Source organism: Streptomyces sp. DSM 118878, from assembly GCF_052936595.1.
In genome coordinates this window covers 7,540,175-7,566,239 of sequence record NZ_CP193622.1, presented here as the reverse complement: position 1 = coordinate 7,566,239, position 26,065 = coordinate 7,540,175, and the positions used below count along the sequence as shown (strand labels likewise).

Below are 26,065 nucleotides of genomic sequence, written 5' to 3'. Positions count from 1 at the left end.
TCAGAACAGGACGCCCCCGATGATCGGTTCCACGCTGTGCGCCTCGACCTCGGGGGCGCGCTCCTGGATGCGGGCCTGTACGTCGATCAGGGTCCGCAGCTCCTCGTCGGACAGCTCCGTTAGGGCTTCGCGCCGCCCGTCGGGCAGGTGGTCGACGGGGAAGCCCGCGTCGCGGAGCAACTCCAGGTTCCGGTCCGGGTCCTTCGCCGTGCTCCCGGTGATGTCCTCGCCGGGCTCCTCGCGCTCGCCGAGCCCCTGCCTCTCGCCACGCTCCACCTTCTCGCCCCTCCCGTAGATCCACACCACCACACCCACGACGCAGAGCGCCGCTCCCGCCATGCGGAAGACGAAGCCGACGCTGAACCAGCCCGCGAGCAGCGCGCCCAGCGGCGGCGCCGCGAGCTGGAGCAGTACGGGGAAGGCGTTCGCGGTGGACGTGACGCGGCCGATGAGTTCCTGCGGTGTCTCCCGGTGCAGCACGTAGGGGAAGACGACCATGATCCCTGCCGCCGCGAAGCCGATGCCGAACGCGACGGCCATCCACAGCACGGCGAGGCCGTCGGCCCCGGCGCCCAGGCCGATGCCGATGGCGCCGACGAGTGCCCCGACGGCGACCTGCGCGAGGCCGAGCAGGACGAAGGGGCGTACGCGCATGCCCCACTGGCTGATGGCCAGCGTGCCGAGGACGGCGCCGAGCCCGACCGCCGCGACCACGTACCCCAGGTCCTGTTCGTCGACGGCGAGTTCCCGCATGGCCAGCGGCGAGAGCGTGTCGAAGGCCAGGACGAGGAAGAGCGTGGCCGCCATGCTGCCGATCACCGCGATCAGCGCCGGCGTACGGACGATGAACCGCACGCCCTCGACGCTCTCGGCCCACAGCCTGCCGCGCCCGCGCCGCTCGGCCGCCTCTCCGGGGTCCTGCCCCTCGGGGTCCTCCCCCTCGGCCCGCCGGGGCAGCCGCACGGCGCAGAGCAGCAGCCCGGAGAGGACGAAGGTGGCGGCGTCGGCCACGAAGGCGGCGCGCACCCCCCACAGGGCGACGATCAGACCGCTCAGCGCGGGGCCCGCCACCTTCGCGGCCTGGTTGGCGAAGACGGTCAGGGACATCGCGGAGAGCATGTCCCGCTCGGGGACCACCGACCGCAGCGTGCTCTGGTAGGCCGGGTTGAACACCGCGGAGAACGCCACCTTGAGCACCACGAGGGTGAGCAGCGCCGGCAGCCCCGGCGCGGCGAGGTAGCCGAGCACCAGGGCGGCGCGTGCCACGTCGCAGCCGATGAGGACGGCCTTGCGGTCCCGCGCCCGGTCCGCGAGCGCACCGGCGACCGGGGCGAGCAGCACCAGCGGCACGGCCGTCGCCACGCTCACGGCGGCGAGCGCTCCCGCGCCCTGGTCCCAGACGTAGGTCACCAGGACGATCAGGGCGAGGTAGTCGAGCCAGTCGCCCACACAGGAGACGACCTGGCTGGCGAACAGGGTTCGAAAGCGCCGGTGCCTCAGCGCCGCGGCCATCGCGGGCGGCTTCGCCATCACAGGACCCCTTTCCGGAGACCGTAGGAGTCCACGAGCCCCTCGAAGACCCGCATCACGGACCGCACCGTGTGCAGCGCGGAGTTGCTCACCGCGGCCGCGAGGCGTTCGCCCAGCGGAAGTTCGTCGAGGAGCTGTCGCAGCTCGGCGCCGTGGCCGACGTCGGCCGCCGCGTGCCGTGCGAGGGTGCGGAAGGCGTCGTGCGGATGTCCGGTGCGCGCGCTGAGCACGGCGGCGACGTCGGGGCGTGGCGGGCTGCCTTCGAGTACCGCCTGGTAGCCGAGGAGGCAGACGGGGTGGAGCCGGTGGATCCAGAAGTACGGTTCGCCGCAGAGCGTGGCGACCGCCGCCGAGGGCATGCCGCGCCACGCCCTCGCGGGGTCGTGGCCGAGGGCGGCGAGGTCCTCGCAGACCCAGGTGTCGTGCCCCGTCTCTTCCTCGATGTGCCGCTCCCAGTAGGGGATGAGCGCGGCGGCCACCGGGTCGCCGTCCTGGCGCGCCAGCTCGCCGCAGCGGGACCTGGCGCACTCCATGAGCGGTACGGACGCCCTGATGATCTGGTGGGTCAGGACGAGGAACTCGGGGTAGACGCGGGCCGGTTCGGGCACCGTCCAGATCTGTTCGAGCGTGGCGCGCAGGCCGGGCAGGAGCAGTCCGACGGCGGTGTCGACGCGTGTTCCCGCCCCGGTCACGCGCCACCTCCGGCGAGGCCGGTCCCTGGCCCGGCGGCCGTGGTGGGCGCGGGAGCGCCGAGACGGGCCAGTTCGCGGTAGCCGTCGACGCCGTGCCCGGCGAGGAAGCCGTCCGCGCCGCGCTCCTCGACGAGCCCGCCGATCTCCCGTTCCAGGACGCGGGTGCCCTCGCGGCGCAGCCGGGCGTCGGCCGCGCGGGCCGCGTCCGGGGTGCCGAGCGCGCTCACACACGTGCCGCAGTAGCCGGGGCCCTCCGCCCCGGAGGGCGTCTCCCGCCGGGGAGCGCCGGCCAGGGTGTCGGCCAGGTGGACCGGGCCCAGGGACCTGATGCCGCGCAGCAGCGGGCGTTCGACGAGGCGGCGGCGGACCGTGGGCCAGTCGTCGTCGGCGACGTGGCCGAGGCGCAGATGGCCGGGGAGCCGTCCGCCGAGGCCGTCGACGACGTTCTGGTTGCAGCAGGTGACGATCGTCCCGTCGAAGGCGACCACGGGCCAGGCGGCCATCGCGCAGGGCGCGGCGCCGCGCGGCAGGGCGGTGGGGCCGGCTCCGGGCAGCCAGTCGGCGGCCCGGCCCGCGGCACGCACCTCGGCCACCAGGACGGGCACCCGGTCGGCGAAGGCGCGGCGGATCTCCGCGGTGGCCTCGGCCAGGTACGGGTCGTTCGGGCCGCGTCCGGTGAGCTGCACGCTCACGTCCTTGCCCGCCTCGTGGAGTGTGCGCAGGACGTCCAGGACGCGGGCGCGTGGCACCTCGGCCTCGTGGAAGACGTCGAGGCTGGCCGAGACGTGGTCGACGGCCGCGAGCGCCTCGGCGATCGGCGGCGGGACGCGGCCCCCACCGCCGGTGTCGCGGGCGAAGAACATGCCGGTCTGGAGCTGGCTGCGGACCCCCGCCCCGCGTGCCGTCTCGGCGAGCGTGGTGACCAGGCGCGGCCTGAGCAGCGGTTCACCGCCGGTGAGCAGCAGGAAGTCGGGCCGGTCGGCGGGGCGGAACGTCTCGACGAAGGCGGTGAGCGGTGCCGCGTCGAGCTGTTCGGAGTCCGTCGCGGAAGCGGTGGAGCAGTGCGCGCAGGACAGCGGGCACCGCCTGGTCAGCGTCATGAGGAGGGCGGCGGCGGGCCTGGGCCTGGCCGCGAGCAGGTCGAGCAGGTGCATGGGTCCGCCTCCTCTCCCGGGGCCGGGCCGCCGGGCCGGTGACCCGGCCGGACGCGGCTTCCTGCCCCGAGCTTCACGGACGCGGCTTGTCCACCGGTATGTCCGCGCTTGCGGAACCCTTGCGCGCGGCCGGGCCCGGGCGGCCCGGCCCTGTCACCGCTCCCGGTCCTCCCCCTCGGGCACCGGCAGGATCTGCCGCAGATGCGGGTCGGGGTGGAAGCCCCTGCGCCACTCGCGCGGGTAGCCGACGGACGCCTCCACGTGGCGCACCCCGTCGTGCCAGGTGGTGCGCGGAATGTGCAGATGGCCGTAGACGACGGCGGCCGCGTCGTACTTCACGGGCCAGTCCGCGCTCCGTTCGGTGCCGCACCACAGGGCGAACTCGGGGTAGCGCAGGATGCGGGTGGGTTCGCGCACCAGCGGCCAGTGGTTGATGAGGATCGTCGGCAGGCCCGGTGTCCGTTCGGCGAGCCGCTCCTCGGTGAGCTTGACCCGCGCGCGGGACCAGTCGTCGCGGGTGGCGTGGGGGTCGGGGTGCAGGAAGTACTCGTCGGTGCAGACGACTCCCGCCTCGTGGGCGGCCGCGAGCGCGGTTTCCTTGGTTTCGGTCCCCTGGGGGCGGAAGGTGTAGTCGTAGAGGAGGAACAGCGGGGCGACGGTGACCGGCCCGCCCGCGCCGCGCCATATCGGGTAGGGGTCCTCGGGGGTCACCACGCCCATGGACCGGCAGAGCGCGACGAGGTGCTCGTAGCGTGCCTCGCCGCGCAGTTGGACCGGATCGTCCGCCGGAGTCCACAACTCGTGGTTGCCCGGCGCCCACACCACCTTCGCGAACCGCTCGGCGAGCGTGCGCAGCGCCCACTCGATGTCGGCCATGCGCTCGGCGACGTCTCCGGCGACGATCAGCCAGTCCTGGTCGGTCGTCGGCCGGATGGTCTCGACGTACTCCCTGTTCTCCGTATACGCCACGTGCAGGTCACTGACCGCCAACAGCTTCGGAGTGCTCTCGGATGCCATCACTGTGCGAGGCTAGCGCGAGTCGCCTCCTCAGTGGTGATCGCCCTCCCCCCGGTGGATCGCCAGGTACTCCTCCGACGTGGCCTTGGGCACCTGCGCGCCGGGCCCGTACATCGCGCGGGAGAGGCGGGAGCGCAGCCGCAGGGAGCGGGGGACCTTGCGGACCACTCCGTTGGCGTCGACCAGGGGGCCGATCTCCAGCGGCTGGTGCTGTTCGTGCGCGGTCAGGCGGTACAACTCCCCTTGCGGCAGCGGCTCGTGCACCTCCACGTACTCGCCGTGCGGCAGCCGCTTGATGGTGCCGGTCTCGCGGCCGTGCAGCACCTTCTCGCGGTCCCTGTGCTGAAGTCCGAGGCAGATCCGGTGGGTGACGACGTAGGCGATGACGGGGACGACGAAGAAGCCGATCCGCACGAACCAGGTGATGTCGTTGATGGAGAGGTGGAAGTGCGTGGCCCACAGGTCGTTGCCGCCGCCGATCATCAGCACGCCGAACAGGGAGAGCCAGGCGACGCCGAGCGCGGTCCGCACGGGGGCGTCGCGCGGCCGGTCGAGGATGTGGTGTTCCCGTTTGTCGCCCTTCACCCAGGACTCGATGAACGGGTAGACGCCGATCGCGGCGAGGATCAGCGGGAAGAGCATGAAGGGGATGAAGACGCCCAGTTCGAGCGTGTGCCCCCAGGCGTTGATCTCCCAGCTCGGCATCACCCGGATCAGCCCCTCGGAGAAGCCCAGGTACCAGTCCGGCTGGGCGCCGGTGGAGACATGGTCCGGGCGGTAGGGGCCGATCGCCCAGACCGGGTTGATGGTGGCGACCGCGCCCATGACCGCGAGGACGCCGAAGACGAGGAAGAAGAAGCCGCCCGCCTTGGCGATGTAGACGGGCAGGAACGGCGCTCCGACCACGTTCTTCTCGGTCTTGCCGGGACCGGCGAACTGGGTGTGCTTGTGGTAGAAGACCAGGATCAGATGGGCGACGACGAGGCCGAGCATGATCCCGGGCAGCAGCAGGATGTGGATGGGATAGAGCCGCGCGATGATGTCGTCCCCCGGGAACTCCCCGCCGAACAGGAAGAAGGAGAGGTACGTCCCCACGACGGGGATGGAGAGGATGGCGCCCTGCGCGAAGCGGATGCCGGTGCCGGACAGCATGTCGTCGGGCAGGGAGTAGCCGGTCAGGCCGGTGATGATGCCGAGGAACAGCAGCGTCCAGCCGAAGAGCCAGTTGACCTCGCGGGGCTTGCGGAAGGCGCCCGTGAAGAACACCCGCATCATGTGCGCGAGCATGGCGGCGACGAAGACGACCGCCGCCCAGTGGTGGATCTGCCGGATCAGCAGGCCGCCGCGCACCTCCATGCTGATGTCGACCGTGGACTCGAACGCCCTGGAGACCTGGAGGCCCTTGAGCGGTACGTACGTGCCGTCGTAGGTGACCTCGGCCATGCTGGGCTCGAAGAAGAGGGTCAGATAGGTGCCGGTGAGGATCAGGATCAGGAAGCTGTAGAGGCAGATCTCGCCGAACATGAACGACCAGTGGTCGGGGAAGATCTTGCGCATCTGGGTCTTGGCCAGTGTGTGGATGCCGAGGCGCCCGTCCGCCCAGTCGGCGACCCGCTCCCCCCGCCCCGGTGGCGCGGGGCGACCACGTGGTCCGGTCCGCTCGCTGCGTCCGCTCATGCGACTCCCCTTCAGACGGCTGTCAGCGTAAGTCGAAGGTATGACGGATCCAACAGGTCCGGATGTGACAACAGCCAAGCGGAATCGGCCAGTTCGTGTACGTACGCGTTCACTTGGGTGGCGTGAGGCGGTGCAGTCTGAGGGCGAGCTGGATCTCCAGGGTGCGGGCAGGGCCGTTCCAGTCCTCGCCGAGGAGCCGGGCCACGCGCTCCAGGCGCTGCACGACGGTGTTGACGTGGACGTGCAGTGCGGTCTTGGCGCGGGTGAGGCTGCGGTCCTCGGTGAAGTACGCCTCCAGGGTGCGCGTCAGCTCCGTACCGCGTTCGGCGTCGTAGTCCAGGACGGGGCCGAGCGTCGCCCGTACGTAGCCGCCGAGGTCGGCGCTCTCGCCGATGAGCAGTCCGACGAAGCCGAGGTCGGCGAGGGCCGCGCCGTGCCCGGTGTGGCCGAGGGCCCGCAGCGCGGAGAGGCAGCGCAGGGCCTCGGCGTGCGCGGCGGGCAGCCCGGCGGGCTCGACGGGGCCCGCCGCACCGACCGTGACGGGGGCGCCGACGGCCTGGCCGAGCTCGGTGGCGAGCGTATGGGCGCGGGCGCCCGGTGCTTCGGTGGGCGTCACGATGACCACGTCCTCGTGGTGGAGCCCGGCGAGGCCGCTGTGCGCGCGGGCGGTGCGGTGGGCGGCGGCGAGGAGCCGCTGCCGCGAGGCGCTCTCGCCGTGGGCGACGAACACCGACTGCGGGGCGGTGAGTCCCACGCCCAGGCGGCGGGCGCGGGCCGCCAGGCCGGCCGGGTCGCCGGTGGTGGAGAGCAGGTCGTTCAGCAGCTCGCCGCGGACCCGGTCCTCGGTCTCGGCCACGGACCGGCGCAGGAGCAGGAGCAGCGCGGTGACGACGCCCGCCCGCTCGAACAGCCGCCGGTCGGCGTCGGCGAGTTCGGCGCGTCCTGTCAGGGCGATGCTGCCGAGGAGTTCGGGCCCGGCGAGGACCGCGCACACCCAGGTGCCGTCCTGCGGGACCGCGCGCCCGCTGGCCCGTGAGGCGGCGACGGCGGCCGCGGGCGGGGGCAGTGGTCCGGCGCCGGTGCGGGCCAGTTCGGTGCCGTCCGCGTCGTGGATGAGGACGCCGCCGGCCAGGAGGGCGGCGATGCCGTCGGCCACGTCGTCCGCGCCGCCGCCGCGCAGCACGAGGTCGGTGAGCTGGTCGTGGGCCCGCTCGGCGCGGCGCATGGCCCGGCTGTGGGCGCGGATGGTCTCGGTGGCGGCGTTGAGGTCGACGAGCGCGGCCCTGGTCTCCTCCAGGAGGCGGGCCCCGTCGATGGCGATGGCGGCGTGGTCGGCGAGCGAGGAGAGCAGCACGATCTCCTCGGTGGCGAACTCGCGGGCGGCGCGGTCGGCGGCGTACAGCACCCCGATCACCCGGGAGCCGAGGCGCAGCGGCACGCCGAGGATGGCGCGCAGTCCCTCCTGGAGGACGGCGCCGTCGATGGCGTCGGTGTGGTGGAAGCGGGGGTCCTCCTGGTAGTCGCCGGTGACGTAGGGGCGGGCGGTCTGGGCGACGAGGCCGCCGAGCCCCTCGCCCATGCCGAGCCTGAGCTGCTGGAAGGCGGCGGCCACGCTGCCGTCGGTGACGCGCATGTAGGTGTCGCCCGCCGCCTCGTCGTTCAGCGAGAGGTACGTGACGTCGGTGCCCAGGAGCAGTTTGGCGCGGCGCACGATGGCGCGCAGGACGGCGTCGGCGTCGCGCAGCGCGGCCAGGTCGCTCGCGGTGTCGAAGAGCGCGGTGAGTTCGGCCTCGCGGCGGCGGTGCGCGCCGAGGGTGCGGTGGACGCGCAGCGCCACGTCGGTGGCCTCGGTGAGCGCGGCGAGGTCATCGGCGCCGGTGCCGGCCTCGCGGGCCAGGGCGGCGGGGCGGGCGAAGTCCTCGGCGGGCGCGCCCCGGTCGAGCAGGTCGAGCAGGCCGCGCAGAGCGGACCGGAGTGCGGCGTGGCCCGCGCTCTTGGTGGTGGGGAGCATGGCGCGATGGTCTCCCGGCGGGGTGGGTGCGGTCGATGGCCTGCCCCGACATCCGTGGGCGGGGGAGGCAGGCCGCGGCGGTCGCGCGGACGGGGTCAGCCGCCCAGCGGCACGGAGCCCTCGCGCTCGGGCGGTGCGGGCAGCGGCGCGGGAGCGCCCCTCTCGTCCGCGGCGAGGTCGCGTCCCCTGGTCTCCCTGGCGAACTTCACGGTCACGACGGTGACGAGGGCCGCGAAGGACATGTAGAGGGCGACGGGCAGCGCGGAGTCGTGGTCCCTGAGGAGCTCCACGGCGATGAGCGGGGCCAGGGCGCCGCCGATGACGGAGGCGAGCTGGGAGCCCATCGAGGCGCCGGAGTAGCGGACCTTGGTGTCGAACAGCTCGGAGATGAACGCGGCCTGCGGTCCGTACATCGCTCCGTGGAAGAGCAGTCCGACGGTGACGGCGAGGGTGATGACGGGGAAGGACTCCGAGTCGAGCAGCGCGAAGAAGGCGAAGGCCCAGCCGGCCATCCCGGCCGCTCCGATCAGGGTGACCGGACGGCGGCCCAGGCGGTCGGAGAGCGCGCCCCACAGCGGAATGGTGACGAAGTGCAGCGCCGACCCGATGAGCACGGCGTTGAGCGCGTCGCTCTTGGGCAGCTCCAGGTGCACGGTGACGTAGACGAGGACGAAGGCCGTGAGGATGTAGTACGAGACGTTCTCGCCGAACCGGAGGCCGATGGCGGTGAGGACCTCGCGCCAGCTCTTGCGGAACACCTCGACCACCGGCGGCTTCTCCTCGGCTCCCGCCGCGGCGGCGGCCTCCGTCTCCCGCCGCGCCTGGAGGAAGACGGGTGACTCGGTGACGGAGACGCGGATCCACAGGCCGATCATCACCAGGACCCCGGAGAGCAGGAAGGGCACGCGCCAGCCCCAGGCGAGGAAGGCCTCTTCGGACTGGACGGCGGCGAGCAGCGCGAGCACGCCGGTGGCGAGGAGGTTGCCGCCGGGCGCCCCGGCCTGCGGCCAGGAGGCCCAGAAGCCGCGGCGCGCGGAGCCGCCGTGTTCGGAGACCAGGAGCACCGCGCCGCCCCACTCGCCGCCGAGGGCGAAGCCCTGCACGAGGCGGAGCACGGTCAGCAGGACGGGGGCGCCGACGCCGATGCTCGCGTGGGTGGGGAGGAGTCCCATCGCGAAGGTGGCGCCGCCCATCAACAGCAGGCTGATCACCAGGAGTTTCTTGCGTCCCACGCGGTCGCCGTAGTGTCCGAAGACGACGCCGCCGAGGGGTCGGGCCGCGAAGCCCACCGCGTAGGTGAGGAAGGAGAGCAGCGTGCCGACCAGGGGGTCGCTGGAGGGGAAGAAGAGGGTGTTGAAGACCAGTGCGGCGGCCGAGCCGTAGAGGAAGAAGTCGTACCACTCGATGGTGGTGCCGACGAGGCCGGCCGCCACGATGCGGCCGATGCCGGCGCGGGCCGGCGGAGCGGTTGCTTGGGAGGCCATGTGTACCACTTCCAGGAATTCCGCGGGGACGCTTCCGTACCGGCCCAAAGTAGGAAACCGCAGATCAGTGGCGTATATGGCGGAGCACCATGGTTGTGGCGCCCCTGATGTGACCGGCCACCATGCAGACGGGGAGACCGGACAGAAGTTACTTTTTGGTATGCCGTGACTTCCCGCATGGGCGGCAGTAGAACTCGTTGCGATTCAGACACAATCAAGGAAGGCCACATGAGCACTAAAGGCGAGCACAGCACTATTTCTGATGGTCCGTCACGTAGAAGATTTATCGCTGGAACCGGTTCTCTTCTGGGTGCCGTCGCGCTCTCCGCGCAGGCGTACCCGGCCCGCGCCGTCGACGCCGCCGCGCGCGTTCCCGTCCTGGTGATCGGCACGGGGTACGGCGGCTCCGTCGCCGCCCTGCGGCTCGCCGAGGCCGGCGTCGACGTGCACATGGTCGAGATGGGCATGGCCTGGGACACCCCGGGCTCCGACGGGAAGATCTTCGCCAACACCACAAGCCCGGACCTGCGTTCCTACTGGCTGCGCACCAGGACCAAGCAGCCGCTGAGCAACTTCCTCGGCTTCCCGATCGACAGGAACGTCCCCAGGCACACCGGCATCCTGGACGCCGAGGAGTTCGGCGGCATCACCGTCTACCAGGGCCGGGGCGTGGGCGGCGGCTCGCTGGTCAACGGCGGCATGGCCGTCACGCCCAAGCGCGAGAACTTCGCCGCCGTGCTGCCGACGGTCGACGCGGGCGAGATGTACGGGACCTACTACCCGCGCGCCAACGCGGGCCTCGGGGTCGCCACCATCGATCCGGACTGGTTCGAGACGGCCGAGTGCTACCAGTACACCCGGGTCGCCCGCAAGCACGCACAGCGCTCGGGCTTCCCCTTCGTCTTCGTGCCCGACGTGTACGACTGGGACTACATGGAGCGGGAGCAGGCGGGCACCGCCACCAGGTCGGCGCTCGCCGGAGAGATCCTCTACGGCAACAACCACGGCAAGAAGTCCCTCCAGCAGACCTACCTCGCCCGCGCGAAGGCCACGGGGCGCGTCACCATCACCCCGCTGCACCGGGTCACCTCGGTGACCCCGGCCGCGGGCGGCGGCTACACCGTCACCATGGAACAGCTCAACACCACCGGTGACACCGTCGCCACCAAGGAGACGACGGCCGACAGGGTCTTCTTCGCCGCGGGCAGCGTCGGCACCAGCAAGCTCCTGGTGAAGCTGAGGGCGACCGGCGCGCTGTCCCGGCTCAACGGCGAGGTCGGCAAGGGCTGGGGCGACAACGGCAACGTCATGTGCGGGCGCGCCAACCACCTCTGGGACGCGACCGGCGGCCTCCAGTCGTCCATCCCCACCGCCGGCATCGACAACTGGGCCGCGGGCGGCGCGTTCGCCGAGGTGGCGCCGCTGCCCACCGGCATAGAGACGTTCGCCTCGTTCTACCTGTCGATCACCAAGAACCCGCACCGCGCCCAGTTCTCCTGGAACGCGGCGGCGGGCCGGGCCGAGCTGAACTGGCAGACCGCCTGGAAGCAGCCCTCGATCGACGCCGCTAAGACGATCTTCGACAAGATCAACGCCAAGGAGGGGACGATCTACCGCACCGACCTCTTCGGCGTCCACAAGATCTGGGGCGACCACCTCACGTACCACCCGCTCGGCGGCGCGGTCCTCGGCAAGGCGACCGACAACTACGGCCGTCTCCAGGGCTATCCGGGGCTGTACGTCATCGACGGCGCGCTGGTCCCCGGCAACACCAGCGTCAATCCGTTCGTCACCATCACCGCGCTCGCCGAGCGGAACATCGAGAAGATCATCGACACTGATCTGTGAGCCACCGGCCTGCCCGCGCGTCGGCTACGGCGTGGGCAGCGCGCACGCGGTGTCGAGACCGAGCACATGGTTGAGCCGGCCGAACGCCAGCCATGACCCGATGCTCATGCTCAGCTCCACGATCTCCGCCTGGCTGTAGTGCGCGGTCATCCGCGTCCAGAACTCCTCGTCCAGACGGTGGTGGTCCAGGGCGTACCGCTCGGCGTACTCCGCGGCCAGCCTCGTGCGGTCGTCGAAAGCGTCGGTGGTGCGCCACTGGGTGACGGCGTCGGCGAACTCCTCCTCGACCCGCTGCCCGTCGCGTTCGGTGCGCCAGTCCAGGCAGAACGCACAGCCGTTGATCTGCGCCACGCGCAGCCGCGCCGCCTCGAACTCGCGCAGCCCCAGGGTCGTGTGGGCGTACACGGCGAGTGAGAGGTTCGACGCGGCCATCCCTATCCCGGGGACCATCTCGCCCCACACGTACGGGATCGCGTCCTGCCCCTCGGGGATGTCGATGTGCATGGGTCACTTCCTTCCGAGTCTGCCGGCTGCCGGGCGCAGCGGGACGTCGAGCGCGTCGTAGAGGCCGGGTCCGGCGTCCACGAGCCAGTCGATGGCGTTCACCAGACGGCCGACGGCGGTGGCGTTGCCGCCCGCGGAGCGGTTCTCGTCCTCGTCGGTGGCCTCGACCGTGACCTCGATGCGGGGGCGGCCCTCGATGATCACCCGGTGGGCGCCGTCGCCGCCGCCGGGCGGCACGGGCCAGTCCGGCGCGCAGGACGCGTGGATGCGGGTGACGTGCTCGATGACGATGCGGGGTTCGCCGCCGACGAAGCCCCGCACCTCGAAGCGCACGGCCCCCTGGGTGCCCGCGGCGAACTCCCCCATCGAGCGCGTGCGCACCGTCTCGTCGAGGGCGCGCCGGTCGAGGGTCTCGCGGATCTCGTCGAGCTCGACGCCGAGCGCCCTGGCCATCAGCCGTATCTGGCCGCCCCACACCATCGTCGGGACCGAGGGCGCGAGCATCAGCGGCTCGTACTCCATCGGGTGCCCCATGCCGATCAGATGGCGGACCGACTCCTCCTGGTCGTACGTGGTGTAGTCGAAGATCTCCTGGCAGCGGACCGCGTCGACGGTGGTCCCGAGCCCGCTGACCAGCAGCGGCAGCACGTCGTTGCCCCACCCGGGGTCCACACCGGAGGCGAAGAGCGAACCACCGCCCTCCGCGACGGCCGCGAGGACCGGATCGCGGAACTCCGGCGGTGCGCCGCGCTGGTCGTAGAGCGGATACAGCGAGGGCGTCACGACGACGGCACCCGCCCGTACCGCGCGCACGACGTCGGCGAGCGCGTCGTCGGGGCGCAGGTCGCCGGAGGCCGTGTACACCACCGCGCGCGGCCCCGCCGCGAGCACCGCCCCGACGTCGTCGGTCGCGGCGATACCCAACCGGCGCTCCAGCCCCGCCAGTTCACCGGCGTCACGGCCGACCTTCGCCGGGCTGTGCACCAGCACGGCCGTGAGCTCCAGCGCGGGATGGGCCTCGACGCCGCGCAGGGCCGCGCGGCCCACGTTTCCGGTACCCCAGACCACCGTGGGAATCATGCGCGGAGGGTAGCGAGGGGCGCCGACGGTTGACAGAGGCGTGAACCGACAAGTCCCGTGCCCCTTCCGAAGTCATCCGCCGCCGGTACGCTGAACGCATGCTCCTGGGGCGTTCCTCGGAATGCGCACGTCTTCTCGCTCTCATCGACAAGGCACGCGGGAGCGAGAGCGGTGCTCTGCTCATCCGCGGCGAGGCCGGGATCGGCAAGACGAGCCTCGTGTCGTACGTGGCCGGGCAGGCCGACGATCTGACGCGGCTCGGCACCCGCGGCGTCGAGGTCGAGTCCGACCTGCCGTACGTGGGCCTGGCCGATCTGCTCCGGCCCGTGCTGCACTTCCTCGACCGCATCCCCGAACGCCAGGCCGCAGCGCTCACCGGGGCGCTCGCGCTCGGGCCCGCCGTCGCCCAGGACCGCTTCGCGGTGGCCGCGGGCACGCTCAGCCTGCTCGGCGCCATCGCCGAGGAGGGCCCCGTCCTCGTCACCGTCGACGACGCCCAGTGGCTCGACCCGTACTCCCTGGACGCGCTGGCCTTCGCGACCCGCAGGCTCGGCCGCGAAGGCGTCGTCGTGCTGTTCACCACGCGCGACGCACTGGAGGAACCGGCGTCCCGGCTCGCCTCCATCGAGACCATGACCCTCGGCGGCCTCGACGCCGAGTCCGCGCACCGCCTCATCGCCGAAGAGGGCACGGCCCGGCTCACCGAGGGCGAGGCGGCCCGGCTGTTCGCCGAGGCCCGCGGCAACCCGCTGGCCCTGATCGAACTGCCCGCCCTGCTCGCCGGGAGCGGCGCGGACGGCGACCACGACGCCGAGGCTCCGCTGCCCATCGGTGAACTCCTCGCCCACACCTTCGGCAGCGCGGTGGCCCGGCTGCCCCAGGAGGCGCAGGACGCGATGCTGCTGCTCGCCGTGCTCGGCACCCGGCCGCTGGCGGGCACCGAGGCGGCGCTGCGGGCGCACGACCTCAGCTACGAGTCCCTGGAGGCGGCCGAGGCCGCGGGCCTGGTCGTCGAGGAGCGGGACGGGTACGCCTTCCGGCACCCGCTGGTCCGCTCGGCGGTCTACCACGGCGCCACCCCGGTGCGCAGACGCCGGGCCCACCACGCCATCGCCCGCTCCCTCCAGGGCGCCACCGCACCCGCGTTGGAGCAGTACGCCTGGCATCTGGCCGCCTCCGGCGCCGAGCCCGACGAACACGTGGCCTCACTCCTGGAGAACGCGGCGTCCGGCGCCCCCGACACCCTCGCCTACCCCCTGGCCTCGCGGCTGTACGAGCGGGCCGCGCGGTTCACCCCGGAGGGGCAGCGCAGGGCGGAGCGGCTGCTGTGCGCGGCCCGCGCCTCACAGGCGGCCGGGTCGCTGAACGAGGCCGCCGCGATCCTGGACCGCGCCCTGGAACACGCCGAACAGCTCCGCACCCGGCTCGACATCCGCCAACTGCGCTGCTACCTGGACGTGCAGCGCGGCCGGCCCACCCGCTCCCGTGAACTGCTCAGGTCGGCGGTGGGCGAGGCGGAGAAGGTCGACCCCGCGCTCGCCGCGGTCATGATGGGCGGCATCGCGCTCACCGAACTGGCCGTCGGCGACCTCACCGCCGCGCAGAGCACCTCGGAGGCGGCCATGGAGCTGGCCGACTCCGCGCACGAGACGCTGCTGCCGGTGCGGCTCCTGCGCACCCTGGTGCTGCTGCTCGGCGGGGACGCCGAGGCTGGACGCACCCTCCTGCGCGAGCTGGCGCAGCCGCTGGCCTCGCCCGATCCCGCCTTCCCCTACCCGCTCTCCGGCGTGGGCGGGCTCTGCCACCTGGCGGCCGAGGAACTCGACGAGGCGCACGGCCTGCTCGACCGCGCCGCGTACACGGCCCGCGGCTCCAGCGCCGTGGGCCTGCTCTCGCATCTGCTGTGCACGCTGTCCGTGGTGGAGTTCTGGCGGGGCCGCTGGAGCTCCTCGCTCGCGCACGCCGACGAGGCGGTGCGCCTCGCCGAGGCCACCGGCAGGCTGATCGAGGTGCCGCGCGGCCTCGCGGGCCTCGCCAGGACCGAGGCCGCGCTCAACCGCGAGGAGGACTGCCGCAAGCACGCGGCGCAGACCATGGAGTGGGCCGCGGCCACCGAGCTGCCCATGGACGCCGCGCGGGCCCGCGGCGCCCTCGGCCTCCTGGAGCTGGGCCTCGGCCGCTTCGAGGAGGCGGTGCACCGCCTGGAGGAGGTGCGCGCCTTCTCCCGCACGCACGGCCGCGGCGACGGCCTGTACCTGACCTGGGCCGCCGACCTCGCGGACGCCTACGTCCATCTGCACATGCCCGCCGAGGCCCGTGAGGTCCTCGACGTCCTGGAGTACGAGGGCTCCCGCGGCCACCGGCCGGTCACCGCGGGGGCGGCGGCGCGCTGCCGGGGGCTGCTCGAACCCAACGACCCCGAGGCCGCCTCGCGCCACATGCGGCGCTCTCTCGCGCTGCTCGCCGAGCGTCCGGTGCCCTTCGAGCGGGCGCGCACCGAGTTCGCGTGGGGCGAGCAACTGCGCAGACAGGGCAGGCGCAGCGAGGCCCGGCCCCTGCTTGAGCGGGCCCACACCGCGTTCGAGCGGCTCGGCGCCTCGGGCTGGGCGGCGCGGGTGGCCGCCGAGCTGCACGCGGCGGGCGGCACCGAGGTCCGCCCGGAGCGTGCCCCGCTGGAGCGCCTGACCCCGCAGGAGATGCAGGTCGCCCTGGTGGTGGGCCGGGGGCTCACCAACCACGAGGTGGCGGAGCGGCTGTTCCTCAGCGTCAAGACGGTCGAGTTCCACCTGAGCAACATCTACCGCAAGCTCGACGGGGTGCACCGCCGGGCCCAGTTGGTACGGCTGCTCGCTCAGGCCTCGGAGGGGCCGTGACGGGGGTGGCGCCGGTACGCCGGTGAGCGGTCCGGCCGCGGCGACCACACCAGCCGGACTCGCGCGGCCGCCGCGTCGAGGCGGTCGGCGCACTCGGCGGGGGTCTCGGCCTCGCACAGGACATAGGCGTACCGCTGGAGGTAGTCCAGCGGGGGCAGCCGCAGCTCGTCGCCGGCGGTACGGACCGCCGAGTCGACGCGCGTCATCGGTTCTCCTCGGCGGAAGCGGCCGGCGGAGTGCGCCCGATCCTGGCGACGTCCCGCACCCGAGCGGGGGTGCCATCGGGCACCCGAGCGGGGGTGCCGTCGGGCACCCCCGTCCCCCGCCCTCGCGGCGGTCGCTCCCCCGTCCGCGGCCGACCCGTCCGTGCGTACACCCCCGTGGTACGTCCGGTCACCGGTTTCCTTCTCCCCCGTATCGGTGTTTCCAGGTCCGCCCGCGATCCGCGACCGTGGCTATACCTTGGCCCCGCGCGGGGGTGGGGGCGACCGTGAAAACCCTGGGGTATCGGGGTGGTGGCCGGGGTGGGCGCGCGGGCCCCGCGGGCCGTCGGGGGCGGGTGGGTCACGGCCCGTCAGGAGCGCGCCGGATGAGGGGGTGATTCCGCCCGTCGACCACCGCGCTCGGCGCCCGAACCCAGGGTTTCCATGGGGGAATCGCGGGCACCGCGTCCGGCTCCGGCGTGAGCGCGCTCAGCTCGCTCAGCTCGCTCCCCAGCCGCCGTCGACCGGGATCGAGGCGCCCGTGAGGTAGCCGGTGTGCGGTCCGCAGAGCCAGACGGCGACGGCGGCGACCTCGGCGGGTTCGATGAGCCGCTTGATCGCGGACCGCTCCAGGAGGACGTCGGTCACCACGTCCTTCGGCGCGATGCCGTGCACCGCGGCCTGGTCGGCGATCTGCCCCTCGACCAACGGCGTCCGCACATAGCCGGGGTTGACGCAGTTGCAGGTCACCCCGTGCGGGGCGGCTTCCAGGGCGGCCACCTTGCTCAGCCCCTCCAGGCCGTGCTTGGCGGCGACGTACGCGGATTTGTACGGGCTGGCCCGCAGCCCGTGGACGCTGGAGATGTTCACCACCCGGCCCCAGCCCTGCCCGTACATGTGCGGCAGACAGTGCCGCAGGAGCAGGAAGGGCGCGGTGACCATCAGGCGCTGGATCAGCTCGAAGCGGGCGGGCGGGAACTCCTGGAGGGGGGCGACGTGCTGGGTACCCGCGCTGTTGACCAGGACGTCGACGGCCGCAGGCAGGGCGGAGAGGGCGTCGGCGTCGGTGAGGTCCACGGCGTGCGGCACCCCGCCCACCGAGTCCGCGACGGCTTTGGCCGACTCCGCGTCGATGTCGACGACATGGACCAGGGCGCCCGCCGCGGCGAACGCCTCGGCGCACGCGCGTCCGATGCCGCTGCCGCCCCCGGTCACCAGGGCGGACCGTCCGGTGAGAGGCGCGCCGTCGGTACGCGGGGGTGCGGGGCGCGCGGCCGGGATCGGGGCCCGGGACGGGGGGTGTTCGCTCGTCATGCCGGAACGTTAGAGAAACGGCGCGTGGTCCTCCCATGGTCGCGGGCACCACAGTGAGGGCGACGGAGGTGTGGGCGGGCGCCGTGTCCGGACGGACGGCGCACACGGCCGACTGTCAACGACGGGTTGACGCACCCCCAACTGTCAACCTACGGTTGCCACATGACGCTTCCCGACGGCTCCACGCCTCCCCAGGACAGCACACCCCAAGACAGCGCACCCCAAGACAGCGCGTCCCAGGACCCGCAGGCCATCCGGCACCAGGCCACCGTCCGGCTCGACGACCTCATCGACGCCATCAAGAAGGTTCACCCCGACGCCCTCGACCAGCTCTCCGACGCGGTCATCGCCGCCGATCACCTCGGTGACGTCGCCGACCACCTCATCGGCCACTTCGTGGACCAGGCGCGCCGCTCCGGTGCCTCCTGGACCGACATCGGCCGCAGCATGGGCGTCACGCGGCAGGCCGCCCAGAAGCGGTTCGTGCCGAAGAAGCCGGACGAGACCTCCGACCTCGACCCCAGCCAGGGCTTCGGCCGCTTCACGCCCCGGGCAAAGAACGTCGTGATGGCCGCGCACAACGAGGCGAAGGCCGCCCAGCACGACGAGATCCACACCGCACACCTGATCCTCGGGCTGCTCCACGATCCGGAGAGCCTCGGCGTCAAGGCGCTCACCGAGCAGGGCGTTTCCACGGAGGACGTCCGCCGGGCCGCCCTGGACGCCCTGCCCGCGACCGCCTCCGAGGTCCCCGAACTCGTCCCGTACGACGCGGGAGCCCGCAAGGTGCTCGAACTGACCTTCCGTGAGGCGCTGCGTCTCGGCCACGACCACGTCGGCACGGAGCACATTCTGCTGGCCCTGATCGAGTACGAGGACGGCGCGGGCCCGTTCACCGGCCTCGGCGTCGGCAAGGCGGGCGTCACGGCCTCGATCACCGATTTCCTGGCGAATCTGGGTGCGCCCCGCGCGTAGACGCACGTCACGAACCCCGCAGGCGGCGGCGGTGGCACGGCGGCGGAAATGATTCCGCCGCCGACTCCCGCGTTGTCTAGACCCATTGACAGCCCCGAGGGCGCTCCCTAATGTCACAAGCACCGCTCGAACAACGTAAACGCACATCGATCTTGCGTGGGGGGTTCGTGAACAGCACAGATGGTGCCGGCGGCATGGGAATGGCAGCCCCCCAAAACCGTGAAGGCCTCCCGATCGTCAGCCTGGACCAGGCGCACTCGCCGCAGAAGGTCCTGGCGCACGGCGAATTGCTGCGGCGCTTCGTGGCGGGCCAGGAGATCAAACCGGTCCACATGAGGATCGGCATCATGGGCGCCTGCAATATGCGCTGCAATTTCTGCAACTTCCACTCCCCCAACGAAGAGCAGTTCTACGACCTGTTCTCGTTCAAGGACTCGATCGCCACCGACAAGGCCGTCACCCTGCTCCGCGAGTTCGCCGAGAACGACGGCCGTGCCGTGACCTTCTGCGGCAGCGGCGAGTGCACCATCCACCCCGGTTACACGGAGATCTGCCGCGCCGGGCACACGGCGGGCCTGCGCATCGGGCTGATCACCAACGGCTCGCGCCTGGGCCGCCCGAAGACGGCCGAGTGCGTCGCCGAGACCCACACCTGGGTCCGCATCGGCCTGAACGCCGGCACGGAGGCGACCTTCGACGACATCACCCGCGACCGCGAGCGGACGTTCTCGCGGTTCATCGGCTCGGTCGGCAGGCTCCGGGAGACCGCCGTCGACCCCGACTTCCGCATCGGCTTCAACTACGTCATCACCCTGCAGAATTACCGGGAGATCATCGAGGCGGCCCATATCGCCCGTGATTCCGGCGCCCATTACGTGCGTTTCGAACCGGAGTTCTACAGCGCTCTCGGCCACGACACCATCGAATCCGTGCTGCCGGAGATCAGCGAGTCCCTCACCCGGGCCGCCGCGCTCTCCACGGACGCCTTCGAAGTGTCGGTGCCCAAGCTGGACCGCGGCCCGATGGATCAGGTCGAGGAGGTGGAGGGCGACTTCGAGCAATGCCACTACAGCCGTTTCGTCACGGCGGTCGGCGCGGACGGAAACCTCTACCCGTGCCCCCAGGTCCACCTCAACAGCCGCTATCTGATCGGCAATGTGGTGGAGCAGGGATACGCGGAAGTACTCGAAGGCGGCCCGCGCGCCGAATGGGAGGCCTCCAACCCGCGCAGGACCGACCTCTGCAAATCGTGCTTCTACCGCCCGCAGAACGAACTCCTGGAACTCCTCAAGCGTGGCCAGATCAAACTCGACGAGGCATTGGACGCCTACGCCCTGGAAGTGCCGAGCACCCTGCACGGCGAATTCGTCTGACGCCGCATGCAGTCACGTCACCTCCGCCGGCTCCTCGCCGCCGAGCCGGCCCTGCGCTCCACCACCGCCTCTTCCGGTGGCCGTCGGCTGCGCTCCGTCGTGGAGCGGCTCGCCCGCGTCGAACGCGCGCCGCTGACGATCACGGAGGCCACCGCATCGGCCCGCGACGGCCTGCACCGCGAGAACCTGGTGCTCGATTCGCCGGTACGCGGCTCCTTCCACGGCACGCTCCTCGCCCCGCGCGGCACCGCCCACGGCCCCGCCGTCCTCGTCCTCGGCGGCAGGAACGCGCGCCTGGACCAACTGACGGGCGACGTCCCGCCGGACCACCCCGACCGCAACGTCGCCGAACAACTGGCGCACGCGGGCTTCGTCACGCTCTCCTTCGACCACGGCATCGGCGGCGGCCTGGACGACGAGCGCAGGGCAGGACGGGACGAGGGGGCGCTGCTCGCCCACGCCTTCGCCCTCACCGGACGCTCCCTGCTCGGCGCCCTCACCGGCGACGCGCTCGCCGCCCTCGACCTGCTCGCGGGGCATCCGCTCGTCGACCCGGAGCGCGTGGGCCTGTTCGGCCACAGCCTCGGCGCGGCGGTCGCCCTGCACACCGCGCTGCTCGCCGAGGACAGGACCGTCCCGCTCTGCGCGGCGAGCCACCTCGGCAGCTATCCCGCCCTCTTCGCACGGCTCCTGACCGGCCACGAGGGCGCGGTGCTCCCCGGCATCCTGGACTACGCCGACCTGCCCGACCTCTACGCGGCGCTGGCCCCGGCAGCGCTGCAACTCCAGTACGGCACGGCCGATCCCTACCTCGATCCCGCCGACGCGCGCGCCGCCGCCGCCCTGGTCCGCCAGGCGTACACGGCGGCCGGAGCCGACCTCGACGTCCATGAACTGCCCATGGGCCACGGCACCCACGTGGGCCACGCCACGGAGTTCTACGACCGCGTCCTGAAGGGCCCGTCCGCCCCGCCGGCCGACGTCCCCGCCCAGCGCATCCGCTTCGAGGTGTCGCAGCGGCGTGCCGTGCTCGACCGGGTCGACTCGGCGCTCGCCACCGGCTTCCTCACCCAGGGCCCGCAGGTGGCCCGCTTCGAGGAGCTCGCGCGGACGTGGACCGGCACGGAGACGGCCGCCGTGGCGTCCGGTTCGGCGGCCCTGGAGATCGCCCTGCGGATCGTCGGCGTGGCGGGCCGCACCGTCCTCGTGCCGGTCAACACGTTCTTCGCCACGGCGGCGGCCGCCGTGCGCGCCGGGGCGGCCGTGCGCTTCGTCGACATCGAGCTCGCGGGCCTCGGCATGGACCCGGATGCCCTGCGCGACGCCCTCGACCGGTACCCCGACACGGCCGCCGTGCTCCCGGTGCACATCGGCGGCATCGTCGCGCCGTCCCTCACCGAGGTCCTCACGCTCTGCCGCGAGCGCTCGATCCCCGTCGTGGAGGACGCCGCGCACGCCTTCGGCGCCACGCTCGACGGGCGTCCCGCGGGCGGCTTCGGACGCTTCGGCGCCTTCTCCTTCTTCGCCACCAAGGTCGCCGTCAGCGGGGAGGGCGGGCTGCTCTGTGCCGCGCTGCCGGACGACCTGGAGCAGGTGCGGCGCTGGCGCGACCACGGCAAGAGCGCCCAGGGGTCCACGCTGCACGACCGCCCCGGCTCCAACTGGCGGCTGAGCGAGCTGCACGCCGCCGTCGGCACGGTCGACCTGGAGCGCTTCGACCACACCCTGGCGGTCCGGCGCGCGCTGGGCGCACGCTACGACGAGCTGCTCGCCGGCGTACCCGGCGTCCGCCCGCACGCCCTGCCCGCCGGGGTGGGCGGCAACTACTACAAGTACCTGGCGTACGTGGACCCCGAGGGCCCACGTGACCGGGCGTCGCTGAAGAAGCGGCTGCGGGAGCGGCATGGGGTGTCGCTGGCCGGTGAGGTCTACGACCACCTGCTCTGCGACCACCCCTACTTCGCCGCCGACGGGCCACCGGCTTCCGCCGGAGGGCCACCGCCGTCCGCCGACGGGCCGTACGAGCGGGGCCGCTGGTTCGCCCGCCACCACATCGCCCTGCCGCTCTACCCGTCCCTCACGGAGGCCGAGCAGGTACGGGTGGTCGACGCGCTGCGCGACGAGCTGTCGTGACGGCGCGTGCCGCCGGCCCCGCCATCGTGCACGCCTTCCGCGGGGGTGAGTGGCGGACGTCCCTGGACACCGCCCCGCTGCCGGGGCCGCGCGGCGCCCCGTACGGCCTGGCACTGGTGCCGGAGATCGTCGCCCACGCGGACCGCCGCCGGTGGGACGCGGAGCGCGACGGACTGCCCCCGCTCACCGGCCGCCGCGAGCTGCTGCTCCGGGCGGTCGAGCTGTTCGACCGGGGCACGGTCACGGTCGGGGGTCTCGGCGAGCAGGGCCCCGACGACTTCCGTGCGGCGCTGTGGGAGACGGCCGGGCTGCCGGGGCCGCTGGTGGACCGCTGGTGCGGGATGCTCCGGGACGGCCTGCTCAAGCGGGAGGAGGCTGCCGCCGACCACGCTCTCGCGCTGGTCGCGCTGCCGGGCAACACCTTCACCTGCCTGGACTCCGTGCTCGACCAGGCCGAACGCTCGGCGGGCGTCTGGGTGCGCCCGAGCCGGCGCGAACCGCTCTCCGCCGCCCGGCTCGTCGCCGCCCTCGTCGCCGCGGGCTGGCCCCCGGCCCGCGTCGGCCTGTATCCGGGCGAACAGCACGCCCTGCACGGCCTGGTGAAGCGCACCGACCGGCAGATCGTCTACGGCGGCGCGGGCCTCGCCGCGTCCGTCCGCCACTCCCCCGCACTCACCCTGCACGGCCCCGGCCGGGGCTGCGCCCTGGTGCCCGAGGAGATGCCCGTCGCCGAGGCCGTGGCGTGGCTGCTGCCGCTCGTCGCGGCCGACTCCGGCCGGTTCTGCAGCAACGTACGCACCGTCGTCTGCACGGAAGGTGCCCAGGCGTCCGCGCTCGCCGATGCGCTCGCCGACGCGCTCGACACCGTGTCCGCCGACCCGACGGGCGCCGCCTGGCCGCTCACCGTCTTCAGGGAGCCGGAGACGGCGCACCGGGCCCTGCGCTCGGTCCACGACCGCATGCGTCCGGGCGACCGGCTGCTCACCCGCCGAGAGCCGGTCACGGAGATCGACGGCGCTCCGTGTGTCCTGCCCCAACTGGTACTGCTCGGCAGGGACATCGGTCACCCCTTGCTCGGCCACGAGGTGCCCTTCCCCTTCGCCGCCGTTCTCGCCGCCGAGCCCGACGCCGTACGGGCCATCACCGCCGACTCCCTGTTCGTGTACCGCCCAGCGAAGTGAGGCCCGTATGACGACCGCCTTCGGCACGCTGCCCGACCTGCTGCGCGAGCGCGTGCCGGAGCTGGGCGTCGACCTCGACACATGGACGCGCCGCATGATGCGCTGGCACTTCGAGCCGGAGACCGCGAGCCCCTTCTGGGCCGCCCGGCGCGCGACGCTCGGCTTCGACCCGATCGAGGACGTCGACGGCTTCGCCGCCCTGGAGCTCTTCGGCCTCTTCGACAAGGCGGAGCTGCGCGCCGCCCGCGCCCGCGACCTGCGCCCCCGCGGCTACCGCGACCGTCCGTTCCGCGTCTTCGAGACCGGCGGCACGACCGGCCCGCCGTGCCGGATCGTCAACGTCACGCGCCTCGCGTACGACGTGGAGATCTACCGCACGGTGCTTGAGGCGCGCGGGGTGGCCGGTGGCGACGTGCTCGCGATGACGCCGGGCGGGCCGCACGCCTACGGGCACTTCGTGGAGGGCCTCGCGGACAGTTGGCACGGTGCCGTGCACGCCATCGACTTCGACCCGCGCTGGGTGAAGGCGGCGCTGCGCGCGGGCGGCGAGGCGGACGCGTACACCGCGCACCTCATCGACCAGACGCTCGCCCTGCTGGCCGCGGAGCGCCCCTCGCTGCTCTTCACCACCTCGCGGCTGCTCCTGGAACTGGCGATGCGGCTGCCGCGCCCGCTGCACACGTACGGCATCAGGGCGGTGTGCACGGGCGGCACCTCGTGCACCGCGGCCGAGGCGGAGTTCCTGCGCGAGGAGCATCTGCCGGGCGTGCAGTGGATCGACACGTACGGGAACACCCTGGTCGGGCACGCGCTCCAGGCCGACGCGGTGGCGGGCGCCCCCTCGACCGGCGCCCCCGACGTGCCCGGCGGCACCGGGCACTCCTACCATCTGCCGCCGCCCTTCGCGGTGCTGAAGGTCGTCGACCCCGCTGATCCCTGGCGCGAGGTCGCCGTCGGTCAGCGCGGCCGGGTGCGCGCCACCACCCTCCTCGAAGACCTCTTCCTGCCCAACCTCCTGGAACGCGACAGCGCCGTCAGAACCGGGCCGCACCCCTGGTTCCCCTGGGACGGCGTGGCCGCGGTACGCCCCTTCCAGGAGGACGGCGAAGCCACCGCCGGGGCGGTGGAAGGCGTCTACTGACCTGACCAAAGGACACCCACCGTGAAGCTGTCGTCGAACGGCCTGCCCCTATCCTTCACGCCGGATCTGTTCGCCCCGCTGCGCCCCAGCACCGAACTGCTGTCGCCGCGCGACCACGCCGCGCTGCGCGAACGCCTGCACGCGGACGGCTACGTGTACCTGCCGGGGCTGCTCGACCGGGCGGACGTCCTGCGGCTGCGCGGACGCTACTTCTCCCTCTTCCCGCCGGGGCTGCTCGCGGAGGGCAGTGAACCGGAGGACGGTGTGTTCTCCGGCCGGGTGCCGGAGGGCGTCCCCGCGTACGGGGTGGCCGGGCACCCCGCGTACACCTTCGTCCGCTCGTCGCCCTTCGACGACTTCGTGGGCGATCCGGTACTGGCGCGGCTCGCCTCCCGGCTCCTCGCGTCCGAGGTGCGCATGCTGCCCCGCCGCATACTCCGCCACTTCCACCGGGGCACCCCGCGGGCCTCCCGCGCGCACGTCGACTTCGACTACATGGACAGGGGCTCGCCGCGGGTCGTCACCTTCTGGATCCCGGTGGGCGACTGCCCGCCGACGACGGGCGGGCTGGTGTACCTGGAGGGCTCGCACCGGCTGCCGCCCGAGGAGTACGAGCCGCTGCGCGACATCACCGACCGCCCCGGCGACCGCCGGCAGATCTGCCACGACCTGGAGCTGACGGCGAAGACCCTCGGCCGCCGCTGGCTGTGGGCGGACTTCGCGGCGGGCGACGTGATGGTGCACCTGCCCCGCATCATCCACGCGTCCCTGGACACGACGACGGACGCGATGCGCCTCTCGGTCGACGCCCGCTTCGTACCCGCCGGTGACACTCCTGACCCCCGCTGGCTGCGGCCGTGGTCGGCGGACGACGGGGCGTGAGGCGCCCGCTCGGGTTATGACGCAGGACTCAGTCCCAGGGCCGCACCGGCTCGCCCCCCGCCGCGCTCGAACGTCCGGCCGCCACGATCAGGTCGTCGACGAGGCGGGCCTCGGCGAGCGGGCAGACCGGCGGCCGCCCCTCGGCGACGGCTTCGGCGAAGTCGGCGAACAGGGGTTGGTGGGGGTTGGCGGGCGGGGGCAGGAGGAGCGGCACCGCGGGCGCTCCCCCGGCCCGCCCGGAACCGCTCGGGTCCAGCCCCGTCAGCCGACCGCCGTCCAGCGGGTCGAGCACCACGGCACGTCCCCCGCCCCGGAGTTCGACCCGGTCCACCGGCGGCCCCTGTGCCCACTCCACGACGCAGTGCGCCCGTAGCCCCGAGGGCCAGCGCAGCGTGAGTTCGGCCCGGCGTTCCGCGCCCGCGGGGAAGCGGTCCGTGAGGTGGGCCCGCAGCTCCCGAGGGCGGCCGAAGAGGTACAGCAGCAGGTCGAGCCGGTGGCTGCCCGCGTCCGCCAGTACGCCGCCGCCCGAGACCGCCGGGTCCGTGCGCCAGCGCATCGGGTCGGCGGGGCCCGGCGCGAACGGGCCGCGGAACCGCACCTCCACCCGCTCCGGCGGCCGGCCCCGCAGCTCCGCGCGCAGGCGCCGCACGGCGGGCGCGAGCCGGCGGTAGTAGGCGACCGCGGCGCACCGCCCCGCCGGATCGAGCGCGCCCCCGGTGCCGAGTCCCCCGGCGAGCGGCTTCTCGACCAGTACGGGGAGGCCCGCGTCCAGGGCGGCAGCGGCGAGCGGCACATGGGCGGCGACGGGTGTGGCCACGTACACGGCGTCGACGCCCCGCAGGAGCACCCCGGGGTCGGCGCCGGACCGGGGCACTCCGTACCGCTCGGCGACGCGCGCCGCCCGGTGCGCGTCGCGGCCCCACAGGACGGCGGGTTCCTCGCCGAGGGCGTGCAGCGCGGGCAGTGCCCGGCGCGTCACGATGTCCCCGTATC

20 protein-coding genes are annotated in these 26,065 nt (G+C 73.1%); 8 read left to right on the top strand and 12 right to left on the bottom strand.

Going from position 1 to position 26,065, the window contains the following annotated elements:
- The 7 genes from ACRAKF_RS32790 to ACRAKF_RS32760 all read right to left on the bottom strand — a co-directional run bounded on the left by ACRAKF_RS32790 (position 1) and on the right by ACRAKF_RS32760 (position 9,565).
- Complete coding sequence (locus ACRAKF_RS32790; protein WP_447041460.1) at positions 1–1,530, bottom strand: MFS transporter; 1,530 nt, start codon at positions 1,528–1,530, stop codon at positions 1–3.
- The gene (locus tag ACRAKF_RS32785; protein WP_447041459.1) at positions 1,530–2,222 is read right to left on the bottom strand and encodes an iron-containing redox enzyme family protein; all 693 of its coding nucleotides are present in this window, start codon (positions 2,220–2,222) and stop codon (positions 1,530–1,532) included. The genes ACRAKF_RS32790 and ACRAKF_RS32785 overlap by 1 nt, the downstream gene beginning before the upstream one ends.
- Positions 2,219–3,376, bottom strand: a complete 1,158-nt coding sequence (locus ACRAKF_RS32780) for a radical SAM protein (protein ID WP_447041458.1) — start codon at positions 3,374–3,376, stop codon at positions 2,219–2,221. Before ACRAKF_RS32780 ends, ACRAKF_RS32785 begins: the two co-directional genes overlap by 4 nt.
- 153 nt (positions 3,377–3,529) lie before the next feature.
- The gene (locus ACRAKF_RS32775) at positions 3,530–4,393 is read right to left on the bottom strand and encodes a metallophosphoesterase family protein (RefSeq protein WP_447041456.1); all 864 of its coding nucleotides are present in this window, start codon (positions 4,391–4,393) and stop codon (positions 3,530–3,532) included.
- 30 nt (positions 4,394–4,423) lie between these two features.
- Entirely contained in the window at positions 4,424–6,070 is a 1,647-nt protein-coding gene (qcrB, locus tag ACRAKF_RS32770) for a cytochrome bc1 complex cytochrome b subunit (protein ID WP_447041454.1), read from the bottom strand.
- A 109-nt stretch (positions 6,071–6,179) separates the two neighbouring features.
- A complete protein-coding gene (locus tag ACRAKF_RS32765; RefSeq protein ID WP_447041453.1) occupies positions 6,180–8,081 on the bottom strand; it encodes a helix-turn-helix domain-containing protein in 1,902 nt (633 codons plus the stop codon).
- A 95-nt stretch (positions 8,082–8,176) separates the two neighbouring features.
- Positions 8,177–9,565 carry an MFS transporter gene (locus tag ACRAKF_RS32760; protein ID WP_447041452.1) on the bottom strand — a complete coding sequence of 463 codons (1,389 nt, stop codon included), beginning with the start codon at positions 9,563–9,565 and terminating at the stop codon, positions 8,177–8,179.
- A gap of 228 nt (positions 9,566–9,793) precedes the next feature.
- On the opposite strand from ACRAKF_RS32760, the gene ACRAKF_RS32755 reads away from it, so the two are divergent.
- A complete protein-coding gene (locus tag ACRAKF_RS32755) occupies positions 9,794–11,413 on the top strand; it encodes a GMC oxidoreductase (protein ID WP_447041451.1) in 1,620 nt (539 codons plus the stop codon).
- 24 nt (positions 11,414–11,437) lie between these two features.
- Here the strand turns inward: ACRAKF_RS32755 and ACRAKF_RS32750 are convergent, their stop codons facing one another.
- Both ACRAKF_RS32750 and ACRAKF_RS32745 read right to left on the bottom strand, forming a co-directional pair.
- Positions 11,438–11,917, bottom strand: a complete 480-nt coding sequence (locus ACRAKF_RS32750; protein ID WP_447041449.1) for a carboxymuconolactone decarboxylase family protein — start codon at positions 11,915–11,917, stop codon at positions 11,438–11,440.
- Between the two features lie 3 nt (positions 11,918–11,920).
- A complete protein-coding gene (locus tag ACRAKF_RS32745; RefSeq protein ID WP_447041448.1) occupies positions 11,921–12,997 on the bottom strand; it encodes an NAD(P)H-dependent amine dehydrogenase family protein in 1,077 nt (358 codons plus the stop codon).
- 98 nt (positions 12,998–13,095) lie between these two features.
- On the opposite strand from ACRAKF_RS32745, the gene ACRAKF_RS32740 reads away from it, so the two are divergent.
- A complete protein-coding gene (locus ACRAKF_RS32740; protein WP_447041447.1) occupies positions 13,096–15,870 on the top strand; it encodes a helix-turn-helix transcriptional regulator in 2,775 nt (924 codons plus the stop codon).
- Here the strand turns inward: ACRAKF_RS32740 and ACRAKF_RS32735 are convergent.
- Positions 15,849–16,076 carry a hypothetical protein gene (locus ACRAKF_RS32735; protein ID WP_447041445.1) on the bottom strand — a complete coding sequence of 76 codons (228 nt, stop codon included), beginning with the start codon at positions 16,074–16,076 and terminating at the stop codon, positions 15,849–15,851. The two genes, ACRAKF_RS32740 and ACRAKF_RS32735, sit on opposite strands and share 22 nt — an antisense overlap.
- Before the next feature lie 495 nt (positions 16,077–16,571).
- On the bottom strand, positions 16,572–17,387 hold the full coding sequence (locus ACRAKF_RS32730) for a 3-hydroxybutyrate dehydrogenase (RefSeq protein WP_447041443.1): 816 nt from the start codon (positions 17,385–17,387) through the stop codon (positions 16,572–16,574).
- A gap of 162 nt (positions 17,388–17,549) precedes the next feature.
- Here ACRAKF_RS32730 and ACRAKF_RS32725 point away from each other — a divergent pair, with 162 nt between their 5' ends.
- From ACRAKF_RS32725 to ACRAKF_RS32700, 6 genes are all read left to right on the top strand, one after another.
- Complete coding sequence (locus ACRAKF_RS32725) at positions 17,550–18,362, top strand: Clp protease N-terminal domain-containing protein (protein WP_447041441.1); 813 nt, start codon at positions 17,550–17,552, stop codon at positions 18,360–18,362.
- A gap of 200 nt (positions 18,363–18,562) precedes the next feature.
- Entirely contained in the window at positions 18,563–19,735 is a 1,173-nt protein-coding gene (locus ACRAKF_RS32720; RefSeq protein ID WP_447041440.1) for a radical SAM protein, read from the top strand.
- Between the two features lie 6 nt (positions 19,736–19,741).
- Complete coding sequence (locus ACRAKF_RS32715) at positions 19,742–21,868, top strand: DegT/DnrJ/EryC1/StrS family aminotransferase (protein WP_447041439.1); 2,127 nt, start codon at positions 19,742–19,744, stop codon at positions 21,866–21,868.
- Entirely contained in the window at positions 21,865–23,049 is a 1,185-nt protein-coding gene (locus tag ACRAKF_RS32710) for a hypothetical protein (protein WP_447041437.1), read from the top strand. Before ACRAKF_RS32715 ends, ACRAKF_RS32710 begins: the two co-directional genes overlap by 4 nt.
- A gap of 7 nt (positions 23,050–23,056) precedes the next feature.
- Positions 23,057–24,190 (top strand): hypothetical protein, encoded by a 1,134-nt coding sequence (locus tag ACRAKF_RS32705; protein ID WP_447041436.1) that lies wholly within the window; start codon positions 23,057–23,059, stop codon positions 24,188–24,190.
- Positions 24,191–24,211: 21 nt separating this feature from the next.
- Positions 24,212–25,072 carry a phytanoyl-CoA dioxygenase family protein gene (locus ACRAKF_RS32700; RefSeq protein WP_447041435.1) on the top strand — a complete coding sequence of 287 codons (861 nt, stop codon included), beginning with the start codon at positions 24,212–24,214 and terminating at the stop codon, positions 25,070–25,072.
- Between the two features lie 28 nt (positions 25,073–25,100).
- Here the strand turns inward: ACRAKF_RS32700 and ACRAKF_RS32695 are convergent, their stop codons facing one another.
- A complete protein-coding gene (locus ACRAKF_RS32695; protein WP_447041434.1) occupies positions 25,101–26,051 on the bottom strand; it encodes a Gfo/Idh/MocA family protein in 951 nt (316 codons plus the stop codon).
- Positions 26,052–26,065: the final 14 nt, after the last annotated feature.